The following is a 17,453-nucleotide window of genomic DNA, read 5'->3' as shown; positions in this document are numbered from 1 at the left end:
AGCGCGTTACTCCGGAATTGCGCATCGATCCCCTCGGCGCCCGCAACCTCAGCCCTTCAGGCACATCCACCGCGTCCGGTGGAAATTGGGGGGGTTGGCGACCCAGCCGGTGACGCGAGGGCTGACCAGATTGCGGTTCACCACATAGAAGATCGGCGCGATGGCTTCCTCGTCCAGCATCAGCTGTTCGGCCTCGGCCAGGATCCGCGCGCGCTTGCCGATGTCCGGCTCCTGATCGGCGCGGGCCAGCAGGGCGTCATAGGTCGGGCTCTTGTAGTCGCCATAGTTCTGCCCGCCGGTGTCGGATTTCAGCAGGCCCAGGAAGGTCACCGGATCGTTGAAGTCGGCGAACCAGCTCATGGAGCCCACCTCGAAGGCGCGGTTGCGATAGGCCGCAAAGGCGACCGCGCCCTCGTTCTGCTGCAGCGTCACCTCCACCCCGATGGCCCGCCAGTCGGCCTGCACCGCCTCCATCAACAGCAGGGTGTTGGAGTTGTTGGCCGACAGGATGGTGATTTTCAGTGGCCGCCTGGCTGTATAGCCGGCTTCGGCCAGCAGGGCGCGCGCCTCCGCCTGCCTCTGGGCGAACGGCTTGTCGGCCCAGCGCAGCCTTGGACCCTTTACATAGTTGGCGGTGATCGGCGGCACGAAGGCATAGGCCGGCTCCTGCCCGGCGCGCAGCAGCTTCCGCGTGATGAACTCCCGGTCGATGGTCATGGACAGGGCCCGGCGCACCCGCCGATCCTTGAAAGCCGCCACATCGCGCGTGTTGAACGAGAGGTACGAGGTCGCGGTGCCCACATCCACGCGCACCGTATCGGGCATCTCGGCCTTCAGGCGCTGATAGCGGTTGGACTGGAAGCTGGTGTTGATGTCCAGCTCGCCCCGCGCCACCTGGCGCTCGGCGCTCACCACATCGGGCGTGGGGTAATAGTTGATGCGGTCCAGGCACACGTTCTTGGCGTCCCAGAACAGGGGGTTCTTCTCCACGGTGATCTTGTCGCCCAGCTTCCAGGCCGTCAGCTTGAAGGGCCCGTTGGACACATAGTTCCCCGGCCGCACCCAGGCGTCGCCCAGCTTCTCCACCACATGCCGGGGCGCCGGGAAGAAGCTCTGGTGCTTGGTCAGTTCCGGCAGATAGGGCGCGGGGTGCGCCAGCGTGATCTCCAGCGTCAGCGGGTCGATGGCCCGCACGCCCAGCGAGGTGAGCGGCGCCTTGCCCTCATTCACCGCCTGCCCGCCTTTGATCACATAGAGCAGGTAGGCGTAGATCGAGGCGGTCTTCGGATCCAGCGTGCGGCGCAGGCCAAACACAAAGTCATCCGCCGTCACAGGCGCCCCGTCCGACCACGTCGAGGGCCGCAGGTGAAACGTCCAGACCAGCCCATCAGCGCTGGTCTCCCAGTGGGTGGCGGCGCCGGGCACGGGGGTGGCGTCCGGCGCATCGGTAGTCAGCCCCATGATCAGGTCGCCGATGATCGAGGCCTCATCGACCAGATTGGCCTTGCCCGGATCCAGCGTCTGCGGCTCGGCATTGTTGCCATACTCCAGACAGACCTTGCCCGCCGGGCACGCGGGCCGCTGGACCGTGTCCTGACAGCCGGCCAGGGCGAGGGCGGCGAGGGCAGCGGCGAGGGGCAGGAGTCTGGGCAAAAGGCGGCGTCCGAAGCGAAGCGATGCGGCATAAGTCTACGCCGGAGAGGGCGATGTCGAGATGCGGTTTGGGGGATCGGCTGGGTCCAGGTGGCGGCAGTAGGGGAAGGCCCGATGGCGGACCTCCCCTCTGTCGCCAGAGGGGGTTTAACTGCCGTTCGTCTCACGCCGGTTGATCGTCGCATCCTGATTCATTACCGACGTTCGGGAGGTCTGCTCTTGGGTCTAGGACGCGCGCCATTTAAGGGCGACTGAGCCCTGTCTGTCCTCTGTCCAAAAGAGTCGCGCCTAGTGACGTGCCGTCGGCGGGTGCTCGTAGAGGTCATGCAGGATGGAGGACAGCACGATGCGGTGCTCCCGCTCAGCCGCCCTCAGCCGGAGCGATCTAAATCTCCCTCATGGCTCCTTTCCAGCTACCACACCCATAGGATGAGGGGGCGGCTCCGCGATCAACTCCTGTGTGGCGCGGCCGCGTCAAGCCGCTGGCGAATGAAGCGGGCTGCGAGTTCGATCGACTGACGCGCCTTGGGTGTCCCCATCCGCTCCCATACGTGAGTCTCGTCCGACCAGAGGCGAACGGTCAGGTCGCCGCTCACCTCGCGCACGGCATCGGCCAGCCGCATGGCGTCGTCGTAGAGGATGTCGCCCCGGCTGGCGTGGATCAGCATGGGCGGGAAGCCCTCAAACCCGCCGAACAGCGGCGAGGCCAGCGGGTCGGTGGCCGGGCGACCGTCCAGGTAGAACCGCGCGACCAAAGCCAGGCTTTCCATGGTGTAGGGCGTGGTGCCCAGCAGAGAGGCGGCGGTGACCGACCAGCTCTGAAGGGAAAGGTCCACCCAGGGCGACAACAACACCACGCCGCTGGGTAGTGGGAGGCCCCTGGCCCGAGCCTGCTGCAGAGCTGAGAGGAGGATGGCCGCGCCCGCCGACTCGGCCAGGGCGACCACGGGCTGTTCAGGCCACGTCTCCTGGAACCAGATCCAGGACGCCAGGATGTCGTCCACCGCCGCGGGGCAGGGATGTTCGGGCGCAAGGCGGTAGCTAGGAGCGAACACCCGTGCCTCAGCTGCCGCCGCAAAGCGCGCCACGAGCTGGGTGATGCGGGGCGAGCGTTCGGCGATGAACGACCCGCCATGCACATAGAAGACGAAGCCGCGTGGCTCGGAGGCGCGCGGAGCGAACCACTCCGCTGGTAAGGGCGGCGGCGCCAGGCCAGCGCCCGGCCCGGTCTGGCGGATCGCCTCGGCGTCCACTCGGGCCAGCACAGGGGCGTCGAACCGCATGTGGATCTGTCGCTGCCGGGCCGTATAGCGCGCGAGCGCCTCGGGCCCGGCGGCCTCGGCCCGCAGGCACGCCCTCATCGAAGCGTTGACGATCCGCTGCATGTTCCGATTGCAGATCGCACGTACGCAACCCTTGATGGCTTCCGAGCGATCCATCTCGACGACTTCGGCGCGCCCCGCTTTGGCCACACCCACACTTCCCGTTAGACTCATACTCGCACCGACTCGCACCGACTCGCACTGAACTGGCCGGAACCATGAGCGACGATGAGCCTCTAGACCACCGTTTGCTTCGACAGGCCGAGGCTTATGCCCAGCTCTATCCCAGCGCGCTGCCGCGCCTGAAGGCGGCGTTGGAGGCCGGAAACCCGGCTCTGCGCGGGCTCGCGCAATCGATGACGACGGCCCTTGTCCAAGCCGAGGGGCAGCGGGTGCGGCAACTGCGGGCCGCGTGGAGTCTCAGCGCTCAGGAGGCGCGCGTGGCGTTGCGGCTGATCGACGGCGCTACTGTCGCCGGCTGCGCCGCGGACATGGGTCTCGCGGAGAGCACCATTCGGACCCACGTGAAATCCATCTTCGCCAAGACCGGCCGTACGCGCCAATCGCAGTTGGGCTCGCTGCTTCAGAGCCGCCCAGGCATCCCCACGAACGATGCGTAAACTGTTGTTAACTATCGCACAAAAATAGCGATCCGCCTCCCCCACAATGGGGAGGTTGGGCCGTGCCAAGCGCCATACCCTCACTTCGAATTTTGCGTTTGGGGGTTTATCACCATGGCTTTACTCGTCGCCGGCGCCGCCGGCATCAGCGTTGACACGCTCAAGATCGACGACCTGTTGGCGGGGACTGCGATTGTTGCTTCCGCCACGGCCTTCGCCCTCAAGGATGGAGACTGGCTGGAGGAATTCCAGGGTCAGTTCACCTACGCGAACAACGAGATCAGCGGCGGCACGCTTACGGCCTGGAAGGAGAGCTTCCAGGGCAACATGGTGTTCGAGGTTTCAGGTTTCTCTGTACCGGTCGCAACGTTCGTCAACTGGGTCAGAACCAACGACAACGAGGCGGCACGCAGCACCATCCTCGGCGGCGGCGATACCATCACCGGGTCGGCCGTGGCCGATAGCCTGCGCGGCTACACAGGCGATGACGTCATTAACGGCGGCAACGGGACCAACTACCTTCGCGGCGACGAGGGCAACGACAGCATCGTCGGGGGCACGGGCTTCGATGACATCAACGGCAACATGGGCAATGACACGGCCTCGGGTGGCGCAGGCGAGGACTGGGTCGTCGGCGGGCGCGATAACGACAGTCTATCGGGCGGCGACGCCTATGACCTGGTCTACGGCAACCTGGGCAACGACACGATCTCGGGCGACGGCGGCAACGACATCGTCCGCGGCGGCCAGCAGGACGACGTGCTCTTTGGCGGCGCGGGCAACGACTACATGTCGGGCGACAAGGACAGCGACACGGTTACGGGCGGCGCGGGCGCCGATATCTTCCACACCTTCGGAGACGCGGGCATGGACCGGGTGCTGGACTTCAGCCTGGTCGAAGGCGACCGGGTGCAGGTCGATCCGGGCACTCAGTACACTGTTGCCCAGGTGGGCGCCGATACCGTCATCAGCATGACAGGCGGCGCGCAGATGGTTCTGGTCGGCGTACAGCTGAGTTCGCTGACGCCGGGTTGGATCTTCGGAGCGTAGCATTCTAGCAGCGTCGCCATATAGGTAACGACTAACGTCCGCTTTGGGTCGAGCCTATGTAAAAACGCCAATTGCCATGCAGTGGGTGGAACGATCTCGCTCTATTGGCTCGGCTGGGCCTGGGTCGCGAAATGGGGTCAGCGGCAACGGCCAGCTAGCGGCATAGAGTTGCGCGGGGTTCTCGCGAGCCAGAGTTTTTACACAGCCTCAGCCATAGACCGACTGCGCCACATAATCCCCACCCCCTAACCCAGCGTCGCCCGGATCATCCAGGCATGCTTCTGGTGCGCATCCACCCGCGCGTCGATCACCGCGGCGGTGACGTCGTCGGCGCCTTCGCGGGCGGCCTTGGCGGTGGCGATCAGGGTGGCGTGGTCGGCCAGGAGTTCCTGCAGCATGGCCTCGGCGTTGCGCGCGGGGTCGCCGTCCTGGATGGTCGAGAGTTCGGCGAAGGCGCCGTAGCCCTGCGGCGCGGTCTCGCCCAGGGCGCGGATGCGCTCGGCGATCAGGTCGATGGCGGTCCACATCTCGGTGTACTGGGCCATGAACAGGGTGTGCAGGCTGGAAAAGTTCGGGCCGCGAACGTTCCAGTGATAGCCGTGGGTCTTCAGATAGACGGCGTAGGTGTCGGCCAGCAGGCGCGACAGGCCGGCGGCGATAGTCTTGTCAGGGCTGGACATGGGGCTCACTCCTTGCGGTCGGTTTGAAAATACGCCCGCAGGCAATTTGGTTCCAATAGATCTTTGTTTCATTTTCCATAGAACGGATCGATGACATCGCGATGCCGCTTGGCGCCGGGCCGCCTTGGGCTATCGTTACGCCACGACAGCCCATCAGAGGCTGCGCCCGGAGGCGACCCCCATGAAGTTCACCTGGTTCAACCTGATGCCCTGGCCCTACCTTCCGGATGACTTCCGGGAGAAGAACCGCTCGGTCTGGGTGGATATCGACCAGAAGCTGTTCGATCCGGCCAAAAGCCATGAGGTCTACAACACCTACATGGACCTGCTGGAGTACGCCGACACTCTGGGCTTCGACGGCGTGGGGGTGAACGAGCATCACCAGAACGGCTACGGCATCATGCCCAGCCCCAACATCATCGCCGCCGGCCTGGCGCGCCGCACCAAGGACGCGGCCATCGTGGTGCTGGGCAACTCCATCGCCCTCTACAACCCGCCGGTGCGCGTGGCCGAAGAGTTCGCCATGCTGGACTGCATCTCGGGCGGGCGGCTGGTGGCCGGGTTCCCGGTGGGCACCTCCATGGACACCAACTATTGCTACGGCCAGATCCCGTCGCTGACGCGAGAGAAGTACAACGAGGCCCACGACCTGATCATCAAGGCCTGGACCACGCGCGAGCCCTTCGCCTTCAACGGCCGCTACAACAAGCTGCGCCACGTCAACATCTGGCCCCGCCCGATCCAGGCGCCGCGTCCCCCGGTGCACATCCCGGGCGGCGGGTCGGTGGAGACCTATGACTTCTGCATCGACAACACCTATTCCTATTCCTACCTCAGCTTCTCCGGCTACCTGCGCGCCCAGGCGCTGATGAACGGCTACTGGAAGCGGGTTGAGGAACGCGGCGTCGACAAGAGCCCCTATCGCGCGGGCTTCGCCCAGACCATCCTGGTGGCCGACACCGACGAGGAGGCCGAGCGCCTCTATTCCGAGCACGTCAGCTATTTCTATAACCGCTGCCTGCACGTCTATCCGGGCTTCGCCGACGCGCCCGGCTACCGCACCATCAAGACCATCCAGACCGGAGCGCTCTCGCAATACGCCCCGCCCACCGGCGGCTACACCCAGCTCACCTGGAAGGAACTGACAGAGGGCGGCCACGTCATCGCCGGCTCGCCGGAGACGGTGCGCCAGCGGATGGAGGACCTGATCAAGGGTCTGAACGTCGGCAACATCTTCTGCCTGATGCACGTGGGCAACATGCCGGCCGATAAGTGCATGTATTCTACCAAGCTGTTCGCCGAGAAGGTGATGCCGAAGCTTCGGAACATGTTCCCCGACTGGGAGGACGACAACCGCTTCTGGACCCAGCCGCTGAAGACCCGCGTCACCTCCGGCAGCCTGCCGAAACAGGCCCCGACCAGCGCCGAACTGGCCGCCACCTACGGCGTGGAGGCCTAGACCATGGACCTGAAAACCGTATCGACCCACCATGTTGCGGTCCGCTACCTTGAGGGCGGATCGGGCCCGCCGCTGGTCTTTCTGCATGGCGCCGGCGGGGTGACCGCCGATGATCCGTTGCTGGCCGAGCTGGCGAAGACGCACCACGTCTACGCCCCGCTGATCCCCGGCTATGGCGACAGCGCGGAATGTCCCGAGATCCGCGACATGCTGGATTTCACACTCCACACCTGGGACGTGGTGGCGGCGCTGGGACTGAAGGATCCGGTCCTTGTGGGCCACTCCATGGGCGGCATGATCGCCGCCGAAATGGCCGCTGTGGCGCCCAACGATGTCTCGCGCCTGGCCCTGATCTGCCCGGCGGGCCTGTGGGACGATGAACACCCCATCGCCGATCTGTTCGCGACGATGCCCTACGAGATGCCGGCCCTGTTGTTCCATGACGCGGCGGCTGGGGCCGCCATGCTGACCGCCGGGCGCAATGTCACGGACCCTAATTTCCTGCAGACCTATCTGGTCACCAACGCCCGCCAGCTGGGCATGGCGGGACGCCTGCTTTTCCCGATCCCCGAGCGCGGGCTCCAGCCGCGGATGTACCGGATCACGGCGAAGACGGTGGTGATCTGGGGTGACTCAGACCGCTTGATCCCGCCGGTCTATGCCCATGGGTTCAAGAAAGGGATCACCGGCTCGGAACTGGTCTCGATTCCCGAGGCCGGCCACATGGTGACCCTGGAGCGCCCGGCGCTGGTGGCCGACGCCATCCGCCGATTGGGCTAGATGTGGAGCCTCAGGCGGCGTTCGCGCTGTCGCCGGCGGCCCCCTGCGAGGGCGTGGGCGTTGCGGCCTTGCCGCGGGCATCCTGAAGGCACCAGGCGACCCGGCTCGCCAGCGCCTCGATGGTGAACGGCTTGATAAGAAACGCTGCGATGCCAAGGCTCGTGCACTCGCCCACATAGCGTGTGTCCGACATGGCTGACATCATGATGACCGGTAACTTCACAAGCTCCGGGTCAGACCGGATGGCGCGCAGGACGCCCAGTCCATCCAGTCTTGGCATCAGGGAGTCGAGCACGACGACCGAAGGGCGTGTCCGGGTTAGTATGTCGAGCGCTTCCAGGCCGTCTTCCGCCTCCTGGATATCCCGATACCCCAGAGCCCGCAGGCCCGCGCGCAGAACCTGCCGGAGCGGCGCCTGATCGTCGACGATCAGGATCTTCGCATTCGCGTTTCGCATGCCAGATCGGGCCTCAATCAAGTACGCAAATGGATATCAAGTCTGATATTCAACCAACGCCCTTTAAGATCGCGTTATCGACACAGCATATCTCAGGTAGCATCTTCTTCCCTAAATCCGGCGCGGCAGGGTGATTATGTTCCGGGGCCTGGGGACATAGAGCGGCTCTATGCACAGTATAGAGGATATCATGTTGTCGTTCTCCTGATCGCAGGTCCATAACCCCCGCGTCAGACGCGCAGCGAAGGCCCGGAGCCTCGCGCACCCCAACAGGAGATGACCCATGTCGCTTGCCAGCAGCAAGACTATTGAGAACCTGAAGGCCGCCTTTGCCGGCGAGAGCCAGGCGAACCGTCGCTACCTCTACTTCGCCCAGAAGGCCGATGTTGAAGGCTACAACGACGTGGCCGCCGTGTTCCGTTCCACCGCCGAGGGCGAAACCGGCCACGCGCACGGCCACCTCGAGTTCATGGAAAGCGTCGGCGATCCGGCCACCGGCCTGCCGATCGGCCCCACCGGCGACAACCTAAAGGCCGCCATCGCCGGCGAGACCCACGAGTACACCGATATGTACCCGGGCATGGCGCGCACGGCGCGCGAGGAAGGCTACGACGAGATCGCCGACTGGTTCGAGACCCTGGCCAAGGCCGAGAAGTCCCACGCCGGCCGCTTCCAGCGCGCCCTGGAATCCATGGACTAGGCGAAAACACACGGGCTTCACCCTCTCCCATTGCGGGAGAAGGTGGGCTCCGGAGGAGTTCGGATGAGGGATCGATAGCCCTCGACGAAAAGTCTTCAAAACTTGAACGTTCAACTGCCGCGCGACCCCTCATCCGAGCCGCTCGCGCGGCTCACCTTCCTCCGAAAGGGGAGAAGGCAAGCGGTGGCCTCCACCAGTGGCGCGTGATGCCGCGACCGCTTTTGGGCGAGGAGAAGGGCAAATTCGATGACCGATAATCCGACCTCATCCCCGCCTCGCGAAGGTAGCCTCGACGCGCCGTTCCGACGTCCCATCCTGTGGCAGGATGAGGACTATTACGACCTCGCCAAGGTCGAGGCCGAAATGGAGCGTATATTCGACATCTGTCACGGGTGCCGGCGCTGCTTCAATCTCTGCGACAGCTTCCCCAAACTGTTCGACATGGTCGACGAGAGCCCGACCGGCGAACTCGATAGTGTCGACAAGAAAGAATATGCCAAGGTCGCCGACGCCTGCACGCTCTGCGACATGTGCTTCCTCACCAAGTGTCCCTATGTGCCGCCGCACGAGTTCGACCTGGATTTCCCGCACCTGATCCTGCGCTACCGGGCGGCCAAGCGCCGCGCGGGTGAAAAGGACTTCGTGCGCGAGCAACTGGGCCTGACGGATCGCAACGGCAAGCTGGCAAAGCCGGTCGCCAGCCTCGCCAACTGGGCCAGCGCCCGCGAGAACACGCCCCTGCGCAAGATGCTGGACGCCGTGGCCGGGATCGACGCTGAGGCCAGTCTGCCGCAATACCATTCGAAGACAGCGGCAGACCGCCTCAAGACACCGCTGGCGCCCAACCCTGAGGGCCCGGCATTCGGACTGCGCAAGGTCGCGCTCTATGCCACTTGCTTCGTGGACTACAATGCGCCGGATACCGCCGTCGCCGCAGCCAAGGTGCTGGCGCTGCAAGGGGTTGAGGTCAAGCTCGTCTATCCCGAGTGCTGCGGCATGCCCCAGCTGGAGGCCGGCGATGTGGCAGACGTGGCCGGCAAAGCCCGGCGGGTGGCTGCCGTCTTTGCCCCCCTGATTGACGAGGGCTACCAGGTCGTCGCGCTGACCGCCTCCTGCGGGCTGATGATGAAGTTCGAGTGGCCGCTGATCCTGCCCGGGGACGTCGCCGTGAAACAGTTGTCGGCCGCCACGCGGGACATCTCCGAATATGTGGTGGAGCTCTCGAAGTCGCTCGGGCTCGCTACCGGTCTGACGCCGGTCGAAGGTGGCGTCACCTTCCACCACTCCTGCCATTCCAGGGCCCAGAATATGGGCGCCAAATCGGCGGAGATGCTGCGCCTCATTCCGGAGACCAAAGTCGACATCGTCGAGCGCTGCTCCGGCCACGGCGGCACCTTCGGCGTGATGAAAGACACACGTCCGATGGCGCTGAAGGTCGGGCGGCCGGCGGCGCGCCAGGTTGCGACCAAGGCCAACGCAATCCTTTGTTCCGACTGTCCGTTAGCCTGCAAACACCTGGGCCAGATTCTGGCAGACGAAGCCAAACCAGACAGTCCGAAAGCCCCCCGCGAAGCTCACCCCATCGAGATTTTCGCCCAAGCCTATGGGATCCGCTAATGCCGTTGGAAAGCCGTATGATCACCAAGAACGACCTGTTGCCTGACGCAGAGTTCGCAAAGCGTCGGAAGGCGTGGCGGGCCGAGCTGCTGCCGTCCAAGCGGCTTCGACGGGTGGCGCTTGGCCCCTACTGCACCTTCTATTTCGAGAGCTACGACACCATGCTCTTCCAGATTCAGGAGATGCTGCTGGTGGAAAAGGGTGGCGCGGCCCAGGTTCCCGACGAACTGGCCGCCTACAACCCGTTGATCCCCAATGGGTCCGAACTGGTGGCCACGGTGATGTTCGAGATCGATGATCCGGTTCGGCGCGAAGCGGTTCTGGGGCGTCTTGGCGGCGCCGAGGACTGCCTCTTCCTGCAGGTTGGATCCGACAAGGTGATGGGCGTTCCCGAAGGCGATATCGAGCGCACCCGCGAGGATGGCAAGACGTCTGCGGTCCACTTCCTGAGGTTCCCCCTCAGCCCCGCCCATATAGCCGTGTTCCGCGATCCGGCCACCCAGATCATGGTGGGCTGCGAGCATGAGCGGTACGGTCACCTGGCCGCACTTTCCCCGGCCAGTCGTGCAGAACTGACGCGGGATTTCGCGTGAGGTTGGGTTCCGTAGCTTCGAAAGGCTCCACCATGCGCCGCTCACCCCTGACCCTCGGCCTCGCCGCCGCGCTGTGCCTCGCCTCCGCTGCCCATGCCCAGATGACCAAGGCGCCTGCCGAGGTGAAGGCTGGGGCATACAAACTCGACGCCAGCCATTCGAAAGTGACCTGGGCCGTCACCCACTTCGGCTTCTCCAGCTATGTGGGCCAGTTCCCGGATGTAAACGGGACGATGAAGCTCGACCCCGCCAACCTGGGCGCTACCGACCTTCAGGTGACCATCGACACCACGAAGGTCGGCACGCTGAACGCCACCCTCGACAAGAACCTCAAGGCGCCGGGCTTCCTGGATACAGCCAAGTTCCCGACGGCCTCGTTCAAGTCGACGAAGGTCACCCGCACCGGCGACATGACGGCGGACATTCTGGGCAACCTGACCCTGAAGGATGTCACCAGGCCGGTCACCCTCAAGGCGGTGTTCAATCAGGCGGGCGCGAACCCGCTGGACAGGGTTTACTCATTGGGGTTTGCCGCGACCACCACGATCAAGCGGTCTGACTTTGGCGTCTCCGCCTACGTGCCGGCGATCGGTGACAACGTGACGCTGACCATCGACGTGGAATTCAAGGCTGTCCCGTAGCGCTGCGTGAAACTCATCGCGGGCAGATCACTGAACCGCCCGCGACGTTTCTTGCCCTGGAGCCTCAGCCCTTCAGGTCGGAGAACTTCTTGCCCTCGGCGACCAGCTTTTCCAGCAGGGCGGCCGGCTTGAACTGATCGCCCATCTTGGCCTCGAACTCCTGCATCTTCTTCAGCACCACAGCCGGGCCGCCGATCAGGTCCCCGTAGAACATCGGGCCGCCGCGATAGACCGGCCAGCCGTAGCCGTTCACCCAGACCACCTCGATGTCTGACGCCCGGATGGCCTTGCCTTCCTCGAGGATTTTCACCGCCTCGTTGATCATCGGATAGATGCAACGCTCCAGGATTTCCTCATCGTCGATCTTGCGCGGGTTGGCGCCGGACTTGACGATGAAGTCGTGGATCACCTTCTCGGTGAAGGCGCTGGGCTGGGCGTTGCGGTTCTCGTCGTAGTCGTAGTAACCGGCGCCCGTCTTCTGGCCGCGGCGGTCGGCTTCGCACAGCACATCGCGGATCGTCTCGCCGTTGGACTTTTCTTTCACCCAGCCGATGTCGAGACCGGCAAGATCGCTCATGGCGAACGGGCCCATGGGGAAGCCGAAGTCGTAGAGCACGCGGTCCACGTCCCAGGGCATGGCGCCTTCCAGTACCAGCTTCTGGGCTTCACGCTGGCGTTGACCCAGGATCCGGTTGCCCACGAAACCGGGGCAGACACCCACCAGGGCGGCGATCTTGCCAATCTGCTTCGAGAGCTTCATCGAGGTCATGATCACGTCGTCCGCCGTATGGTCGGCGCGGACGATCTCCAGCAGCTTCATCACATTGGCCGGTGAGAAGAAGTGAAGGCCGATCACGTCCTGAGGACGCTTCGTCACCGAGGCGATCTCGTCGATATTGAGGCCCGACGTGTTGGTCGCCAGGATCGCGCCCGGCTTGCAGATGGCGTCCAGCTTCGTGAAGATGTCCTTCTTGATGTCCATCCGCTCGAACACGGCTTCGATCACCAGGTCGACGTCCGCAAACGCCTCTTCCATCGAAAGCGAGCCGGTGATCAGGCTGATCCGCTTGGCCGTCTCCTCGGGCTTGGCGGTGCGCGAGCGCTCATAGTTGCTGCGGATGGTGGCCAGGCCCTTGTCCAGCGGCGCCTGTTGCTGCTCGACGATCACCACCGGGATGCCGACGTTGGCGAAGTTCATCGCGATCCCGCCGCCCATGGTGCCTGCACCGATCACGCCCACCTTCTTGATCGGCCTGAGCGGAATGTCATCGGCGATGCCGGGGATCTTCTGGGCCTGACGCTCGGCAAAGAAGTAGTAGCGCTGCGCCGCCGACTGGCTGCCCATCATCAGTTCGCCGAACAGCTTGCGCTCGGCCTTCAGGCCTTCGTCGAAGCTGGCCGAATTAACCGCCGCCTCGATGCACTTGATGTTGGCTTCCGGCGCGGCGAAGCCCCGGAACTTGCGGGCGTTAGCCTTGCGGAACGCCGCGAAGATCTCCGGCTTGCCCCTGGCGGCCTCGAGCTTCGTGTTGTTCTCGCTGATCTTCACCAGTGGCTTGTTCTCGGCCACGCACTTGTTGGCGAAGGCCAGGGCGGCTTCCTTCAGCTTGCCCTCTTCCGCCAGCTCATCGACCAGACCCAGCTTCGCAGCCTCCGGCGCCGGCACATGTCGGCCGGACGTCATCATCTCCAGCGCGGTCTCGACGCCGACCACCCGGGGCAGGCGCTGGGTGCCGCCGGCGCCCGGCAGCAGACCAAGCGCCACTTCCGGCAGGCCCAGGCGGGCCGACGGAACCGCCACGCGGTAGTGGGCGCACAGCGCCACTTCCAGCCCGCCGCCCAGCGCCGTGCCGTGGATCGCAGCCACCACGGGAACCTTGGCGTTCTCCATCATGTCCTGAACGTCGAACAGCGAGGCGGTCGGCGTTCCCGCCGCCGCGCCAAACTCGCTGATGTCGGCGCCGGCGATGAAGGTGCGGCCTTCGCAGATCAGCACGATGGCCTTGGCGTCGGACGCGCCCGCCGCCTTGAAGCCGTCATACAGGCCCTGACGGACATTGCCCGACAGCGCGTTCACCGGCGGTGAGTTGAGGGTGATCACGGCGACATCGCCGTCGTGGGTGAGCGTGGTCACCGAATTGATCTCGGTCATGGGGCGTCCTCAATCTGGTTGCGGGCCGCACGTTGGAAACCCTGGCGGCCTCTGAATTCAAACGCTTGTTATAGGCCCCGCCGGGCGGGTCAAAGTCAAATGTGCAGCAAGGCTTTGCACGACGCGCCGATGGACTATGAAGGCGGCTCAAAGGGACGAAACAAAGAGGAACTGCGCATGGGCTCGAACCTGTTTTCACTGGACGGCAAGGTGGCGCTGGTCACCGGCGGCTCGCGCGGCATCGGCAAGATGATCGCCAAGGGCTACCTCGAGGCCGGCGCCGCCAGGGTCTATATCTCCTCGCGAAAGGCGCCCGCCTGCCTGGAGACGGCCGAAGAGCTCGGCTCCCAGTGCATCGCCCTTCCGCAGGATGTCTCCACCGTGGAGGGCTGCAAGGCTCTGACCGCCGCCTACCTGGCGAAAGAGGACAAGCTCGACATCCTGCTCAACAACGCCGGGGCCGCCTGGGGCGCTGACTTTGATGAATTCCCCGAGAGCGGCTGGGACAAGGTCGTCGACCTGAACCTGAAGTCGCCCTTCTTCCTGACCCAGGCCCTGCATGGTGCCCTGACGAAGGCGGGTACGCACGAGCGTCCCTCCAAGGTGATCAATGTGGCCTCCATCGACGGCATTCGCCTGAACCCGCAGGAGACCTATTCCTACCACGCCTCCAAGGCCGGCCTGATCTACCTGACCCGCCGGATGGCGGCGCGGCTGATCCAGGACAACATCGTCATGAGCGCCATCGCGCCCGGCGCCTTCGCGTCTGAAATGAACAAGGTCGCCCGCGACCAGGGCGACGAGATCGCCAAGCGCATCCCAGGCCGCCGGATCGGCACGGACGAGGACATGCAGGGCGTGGCCATCTACCTGGCCAGCCGCGCCGGGGACTATGTGGTGGGAGAGACCATCGCCGTGGACGGCGGCGTCTCGATGGCAAGTTTCGGGGGGCTTTAGGGGTTAAGGAGGGCGGTCGGATGACCCTCGCCGCCCCCATCCCGGTCTTCCTCGCGAAAGTGGGGACCCACGGAGCCTATGCAAAAGCAGGGTGAGCCCATAGTTTCCGTCCGGCGCGCCGCGCCGGGAGTGAGGCGGTAGAGCCGCGATCTGCGTTGATAGACGCGCGTCGGCGCAGGCCACAACTGCGGGCCGGCAAGGGTCGCTGTCCCACTTCGAAATACGCAGCGATCCACGCGCTCCGATTTCGTATCCCCAAGCCTGGATGGGCCTGCCTCAATGGCGCGATGTCGACGCTTTCCGCTAGCGAAAGGCGATAGGTATGTTGTCACTGGAACCGTTCAATTGGAGACGTTGGGTCTGACCGGCGGCACGCCACGGGGTACGCTACAGGCGGCCAAGGCGAGAAACAGGACACCTCCGACTATAACCTGCGGCTCCGGCAGTACTGGCCATGCAGCGACGAAGAAAGTCGTCATCGCTACGTTGACGATCATGATCAAGCCGCGGCTCATCCCGCCCGCCGAGCCGAGCGCGATAAGGTTTGCTGCTGCCCCTATCAACATGGCCAGACCCGTCCCAACGAACCATAAGGCGTTTATTGTCCAGCCCGGATATAGCAGCGCTGCCAATGCGCTATGCCCCAAACCAAGCAGAGCGGCAGCCGTCGCCAAGGCAATAGTTAGGCCGCGCAGCGTCACTGATTAATCCTTTCTCGCGTTTCGACCCAGCGGGGAACACCTATTGCAATCAGTAGCGCCACCAAAAGTATGGCGGAGTACTCAATGGCGATTGCTTGATAGAATTTGTTGTTGGGGGAACTTGGCAGCAAGGCATCCGCAGCGACCGCCACGATGCCGACCAAGGTCAGGACTGGAGTTGCCAGAACGGCTGTCGCGCTTAATCCCCACCAGGCCGCAAAACAGGCGCCCAATGCGAAAATCGTCGCCGCGACATAGGCGAGCATCGCGGGCGACGCCGCACCTGACGCGGCAAGACGTCCGGCTAGCCAGATATTGAGAACACTCCAGGCAGCAGCGCCCAGTATCAACGTCCAGCGTGCAGTTTGGAGAATGAAGGTGCTGGTGACTACGCGGGCAAGAAGGGTCGCCATGAGACAGCCGAGGGCGAACTGTAATGCTGCCGCATCCGGAAGGTGCTTGATCTCTGCCTGCATGGCTTTAGCCCATTCACGCCGCTCAGGGAGGGCGACCAACACTGCAAATCGGATCACGGCATTGGCGCGGCGCATGGAAGCAGAACTCATGTGCAAACTCCCAGAATGTTGTTTGGTCTCGGATTTTCGGAGCGGCACGCCTGTCTCGCAAGTGCAATACCGGACGCGGTCAACCGGTATGCGTGCCGCGGCGGTCGGCCAGCCTGCAACGATGGTTGCCACTCGGCCTCTAGGTACTCTTGGTCGTGAAGGCGCATCAGGAGGGGATAGAGTGTGCCGGATTTGAGACCCGTCTCCCCGATCAGGTCGTAACCGTACCGCCAGTCATGCGGTTTCTCCATAAAGGCCAACGAGGTGGTGCGGGTCTGTCTGGAGATGTTGTTACGTCGAGCCATTTATAAACTCTACATATGTAGAGTTTATGCGGCAACCCCTTTTTCGGTACGGCGGGGTTTCGGCGCACGAGAAATACCGGGACAGGTTGTCCCGCTCCGTAGCTCCCACGCCCAAGTCGAGAGCGCATCGTCAGATGCCTCCCCGCCTTAAATCTCACGGATGATGCGAGCCTGACGTCCAGGCCAAGTCAATAACGGCCCGCAGAACCGCCGCAGGCGGCGCGCGCAGGCGCGCGTCTGACAACGCCGCCGTGGAGTTGCCTGGGGTAAATCGGACCCATCCCGCGCCGTCATCCTGCGGCTTTTCCGTGGGACCCATCCTTCCGCACACGCACGCCTCGACATGAGTCCCGCAGACGAGTCGCGGGATGACGGGCCATGTTGATTCCGCAAAAGCTTTACAACTGCCTCTCAATGTTCTACTTTTGTTCTCATGTACGACACCGCCGTCGCCCGCACCGAACATGAGCTCCGGATGGTGGAGGCGCTGGTCGACTGTGCGCATGCGCTGAGCGTGGCGGTGGCCGAGGCGGCGAAGGCGGAGGCTGACGGCAAACTCCGGCTGCAGATGTTCGAGGCGTTCCAGCGCGGCTTTCTGGCGGTGCGGATGGGGATCCGGCTGTCGCTGATGCTGCGCGCTGCGCCAAAGTCCGTCGCCCGGCCCGCCGCAGAGCCGGCGCGGGAAGCGCCCGAGCGGGAACGGCCCGAGGCCGAGCGCCCTGAAACAGAACAACTGCTGGACCGCCTGGAGCGCGACGAACCCGCCCTGGAGCGGGAGCGGGACCGCGACTATGAGCCGGTCAGCCTTCCAAGGTTCCTCTCCACCCTGGGCGTGGTCGCTTCTGAGGCGGCGCGCATCGAGGCCCTGCCCGCCCACGTCCGCGCCGACATCCTCCCCAAGCTCGACACCCTTCTGGCCCGCGCGAAGGGCCCTGCGGCGCCCCCGGCCCAACCCGCAGCCGCCGTGGCCCTGATGACCCGGTCCAAGGCCCTGCCGAAAGCCGCTCTGCTCAGCGGCGCATCCACACTCTCCGGCCCACCGCCGACCTTCCACGGCAGGCCGCGACCGCCGCCCTACCGGTTCGGCTGACCCCCTTTCCCCGTCATCCCGCGGCTTGTCCGCAGGACCCATGGTCCAGCCGCCGCAAGTCCCTGCGGCGGGCCGCGCAGCGCGGCCCGCTCCACCCTCTCATGCAGCAG

General features: G+C 64.5%; 18 protein-coding genes. 10 read left to right on the top strand and 8 right to left on the bottom strand.

Annotated features, from left to right (window positions below; translation table 11 throughout):
• Positions 1 to 48 precede the first annotated feature (48 nt).
• Both ACIQ42_RS01060 and ACIQ42_RS01055 read right to left on the bottom strand, forming a co-directional pair.
• Complete coding sequence (locus tag ACIQ42_RS01060) at positions 49 to 1,653, bottom strand: peptide ABC transporter substrate-binding protein (RefSeq protein ID WP_397420376.1); 1,605 nt, start codon at positions 1,651 to 1,653, stop codon at positions 49 to 51.
• Positions 1,654 to 2,102: 449 nt separating this feature from the next.
• Positions 2,103 to 3,149, bottom strand: coding sequence for an alpha/beta hydrolase fold domain-containing protein (locus tag ACIQ42_RS01055; RefSeq protein ID WP_397420375.1), 1,047 nt, complete (start codon positions 3,147 to 3,149; stop codon positions 2,103 to 2,105).
• A gap of 44 nt (positions 3,150 to 3,193) precedes the next feature.
• On the opposite strand from ACIQ42_RS01055, the gene ACIQ42_RS01050 reads away from it, so the two are divergent.
• Positions 3,194 to 3,595, top strand: coding sequence for a helix-turn-helix transcriptional regulator (locus ACIQ42_RS01050; RefSeq protein WP_397420374.1), 402 nt, complete (start codon positions 3,194 to 3,196; stop codon positions 3,593 to 3,595).
• A 114-nt stretch (positions 3,596 to 3,709) separates the two neighbouring features.
• Positions 3,710 to 4,645, top strand: coding sequence for a calcium-binding protein (locus tag ACIQ42_RS01045; protein WP_397420373.1), 936 nt, complete (start codon positions 3,710 to 3,712; stop codon positions 4,643 to 4,645).
• Positions 4,646 to 4,890: 245 nt separating this feature from the next.
• On the opposite strand, the gene ACIQ42_RS01040 is transcribed toward ACIQ42_RS01045, so the two are convergent.
• Entirely contained in the window at positions 4,891 to 5,325 is a 435-nt protein-coding gene (locus ACIQ42_RS01040; protein ID WP_397420372.1) for a Dps family protein, read from the bottom strand.
• Between the two features lie 181 nt (positions 5,326 to 5,506).
• On the opposite strand from ACIQ42_RS01040, the gene ACIQ42_RS01035 reads away from it, so the two are divergent.
• Positions 5,507 to 6,784, top strand: a complete 1,278-nt coding sequence (locus tag ACIQ42_RS01035) for an LLM class flavin-dependent oxidoreductase (RefSeq protein WP_397420371.1) — start codon at positions 5,507 to 5,509, stop codon at positions 6,782 to 6,784.
• Positions 6,785 to 6,787: 3 nt separating this feature from the next.
• Complete coding sequence (locus tag ACIQ42_RS01030) at positions 6,788 to 7,564, top strand: alpha/beta fold hydrolase (protein WP_397420370.1); 777 nt, start codon at positions 6,788 to 6,790, stop codon at positions 7,562 to 7,564.
• 10 nt (positions 7,565 to 7,574) lie between these two features.
• Here ACIQ42_RS01030 and ACIQ42_RS01025 read toward each other — a convergent pair whose 3' ends face one another.
• On the bottom strand, positions 7,575 to 8,021 hold the full coding sequence (locus ACIQ42_RS01025; RefSeq protein WP_397420369.1) for a PleD family two-component system response regulator: 447 nt from the start codon (positions 8,019 to 8,021) through the stop codon (positions 7,575 to 7,577).
• Positions 8,022 to 8,304: 283 nt separating this feature from the next.
• Between ACIQ42_RS01025 and ACIQ42_RS01020 the strand changes: the two genes are divergently transcribed.
• The 4 genes from ACIQ42_RS01020 (at position 8,305) to ACIQ42_RS01005 (ending at position 11,572) form a co-directional block, all read left to right on the top strand.
• On the top strand, positions 8,305 to 8,721 hold the full coding sequence (locus ACIQ42_RS01020; RefSeq protein WP_397420368.1) for a rubrerythrin family protein: 417 nt from the start codon (positions 8,305 to 8,307) through the stop codon (positions 8,719 to 8,721).
• Positions 8,722 to 8,967: 246 nt separating this feature from the next.
• Complete coding sequence (locus tag ACIQ42_RS01015; RefSeq protein ID WP_397420367.1) at positions 8,968 to 10,338, top strand: (Fe-S)-binding protein; 1,371 nt, start codon at positions 8,968 to 8,970, stop codon at positions 10,336 to 10,338.
• Between the two features lie 17 nt (positions 10,339 to 10,355).
• Positions 10,356 to 10,931 (top strand): DUF3501 family protein, encoded by a 576-nt coding sequence (locus ACIQ42_RS01010; RefSeq protein ID WP_397420366.1) that lies wholly within the window; start codon positions 10,356 to 10,358, stop codon positions 10,929 to 10,931.
• A gap of 32 nt (positions 10,932 to 10,963) precedes the next feature.
• A complete protein-coding gene (locus tag ACIQ42_RS01005; protein WP_397420365.1) occupies positions 10,964 to 11,572 on the top strand; it encodes a YceI family protein in 609 nt (202 codons plus the stop codon).
• Between the two features lie 64 nt (positions 11,573 to 11,636).
• Here the strand turns inward: ACIQ42_RS01005 and ACIQ42_RS01000 are convergent, their stop codons facing one another.
• On the bottom strand, positions 11,637 to 13,724 hold the full coding sequence (locus ACIQ42_RS01000) for a 3-hydroxyacyl-CoA dehydrogenase NAD-binding domain-containing protein (RefSeq protein WP_397420364.1): 2,088 nt from the start codon (positions 13,722 to 13,724) through the stop codon (positions 11,637 to 11,639).
• Positions 13,725 to 13,901: 177 nt separating this feature from the next.
• Between ACIQ42_RS01000 and ACIQ42_RS00995 the strand changes: the two genes are divergently transcribed.
• Positions 13,902 to 14,681 carry an SDR family oxidoreductase gene (locus tag ACIQ42_RS00995; protein ID WP_397420363.1) on the top strand — a complete coding sequence of 260 codons (780 nt, stop codon included), beginning with the start codon at positions 13,902 to 13,904 and terminating at the stop codon, positions 14,679 to 14,681.
• 341 nt (positions 14,682 to 15,022) lie between these two features.
• On the opposite strand, the gene ACIQ42_RS00990 is transcribed toward ACIQ42_RS00995, so the two are convergent.
• From ACIQ42_RS00990 to ACIQ42_RS00980, 3 genes are read right to left on the bottom strand one after another with little or no spacing between them, the layout of a single operon-like run.
• The gene (locus ACIQ42_RS00990; protein WP_397420362.1) at positions 15,023 to 15,382 is read right to left on the bottom strand and encodes a hypothetical protein; all 360 of its coding nucleotides are present in this window, start codon (positions 15,380 to 15,382) and stop codon (positions 15,023 to 15,025) included.
• A complete protein-coding gene (locus ACIQ42_RS00985) occupies positions 15,379 to 15,948 on the bottom strand; it encodes a hypothetical protein (RefSeq protein ID WP_397420361.1) in 570 nt (189 codons plus the stop codon). Before ACIQ42_RS00985 ends, ACIQ42_RS00990 begins: the two co-directional genes overlap by 4 nt.
• A complete protein-coding gene (locus ACIQ42_RS00980; RefSeq protein WP_397420396.1) occupies positions 15,945 to 16,199 on the bottom strand; it encodes a PadR family transcriptional regulator in 255 nt (84 codons plus the stop codon). The genes ACIQ42_RS00985 and ACIQ42_RS00980 overlap by 4 nt, the downstream gene beginning before the upstream one ends.
• Positions 16,200 to 16,686: 487 nt before the next feature.
• On the opposite strand from ACIQ42_RS00980, the gene ACIQ42_RS00975 reads away from it, so the two are divergent.
• Complete coding sequence (locus ACIQ42_RS00975; RefSeq protein WP_397420360.1) at positions 16,687 to 17,343, top strand: hypothetical protein; 657 nt, start codon at positions 16,687 to 16,689, stop codon at positions 17,341 to 17,343.
• The last annotated feature ends 110 nt before the right edge of the window (positions 17,344 to 17,453 follow it).

Origin of the sequence: Phenylobacterium sp., assembly GCF_044372605.1 — a bacterium.
Lineage (GTDB): Bacteria > Pseudomonadota > Alphaproteobacteria > Caulobacterales > Caulobacteraceae > Phenylobacterium.
This window is presented reverse-complemented; position numbering and strand designations above follow the sequence as displayed.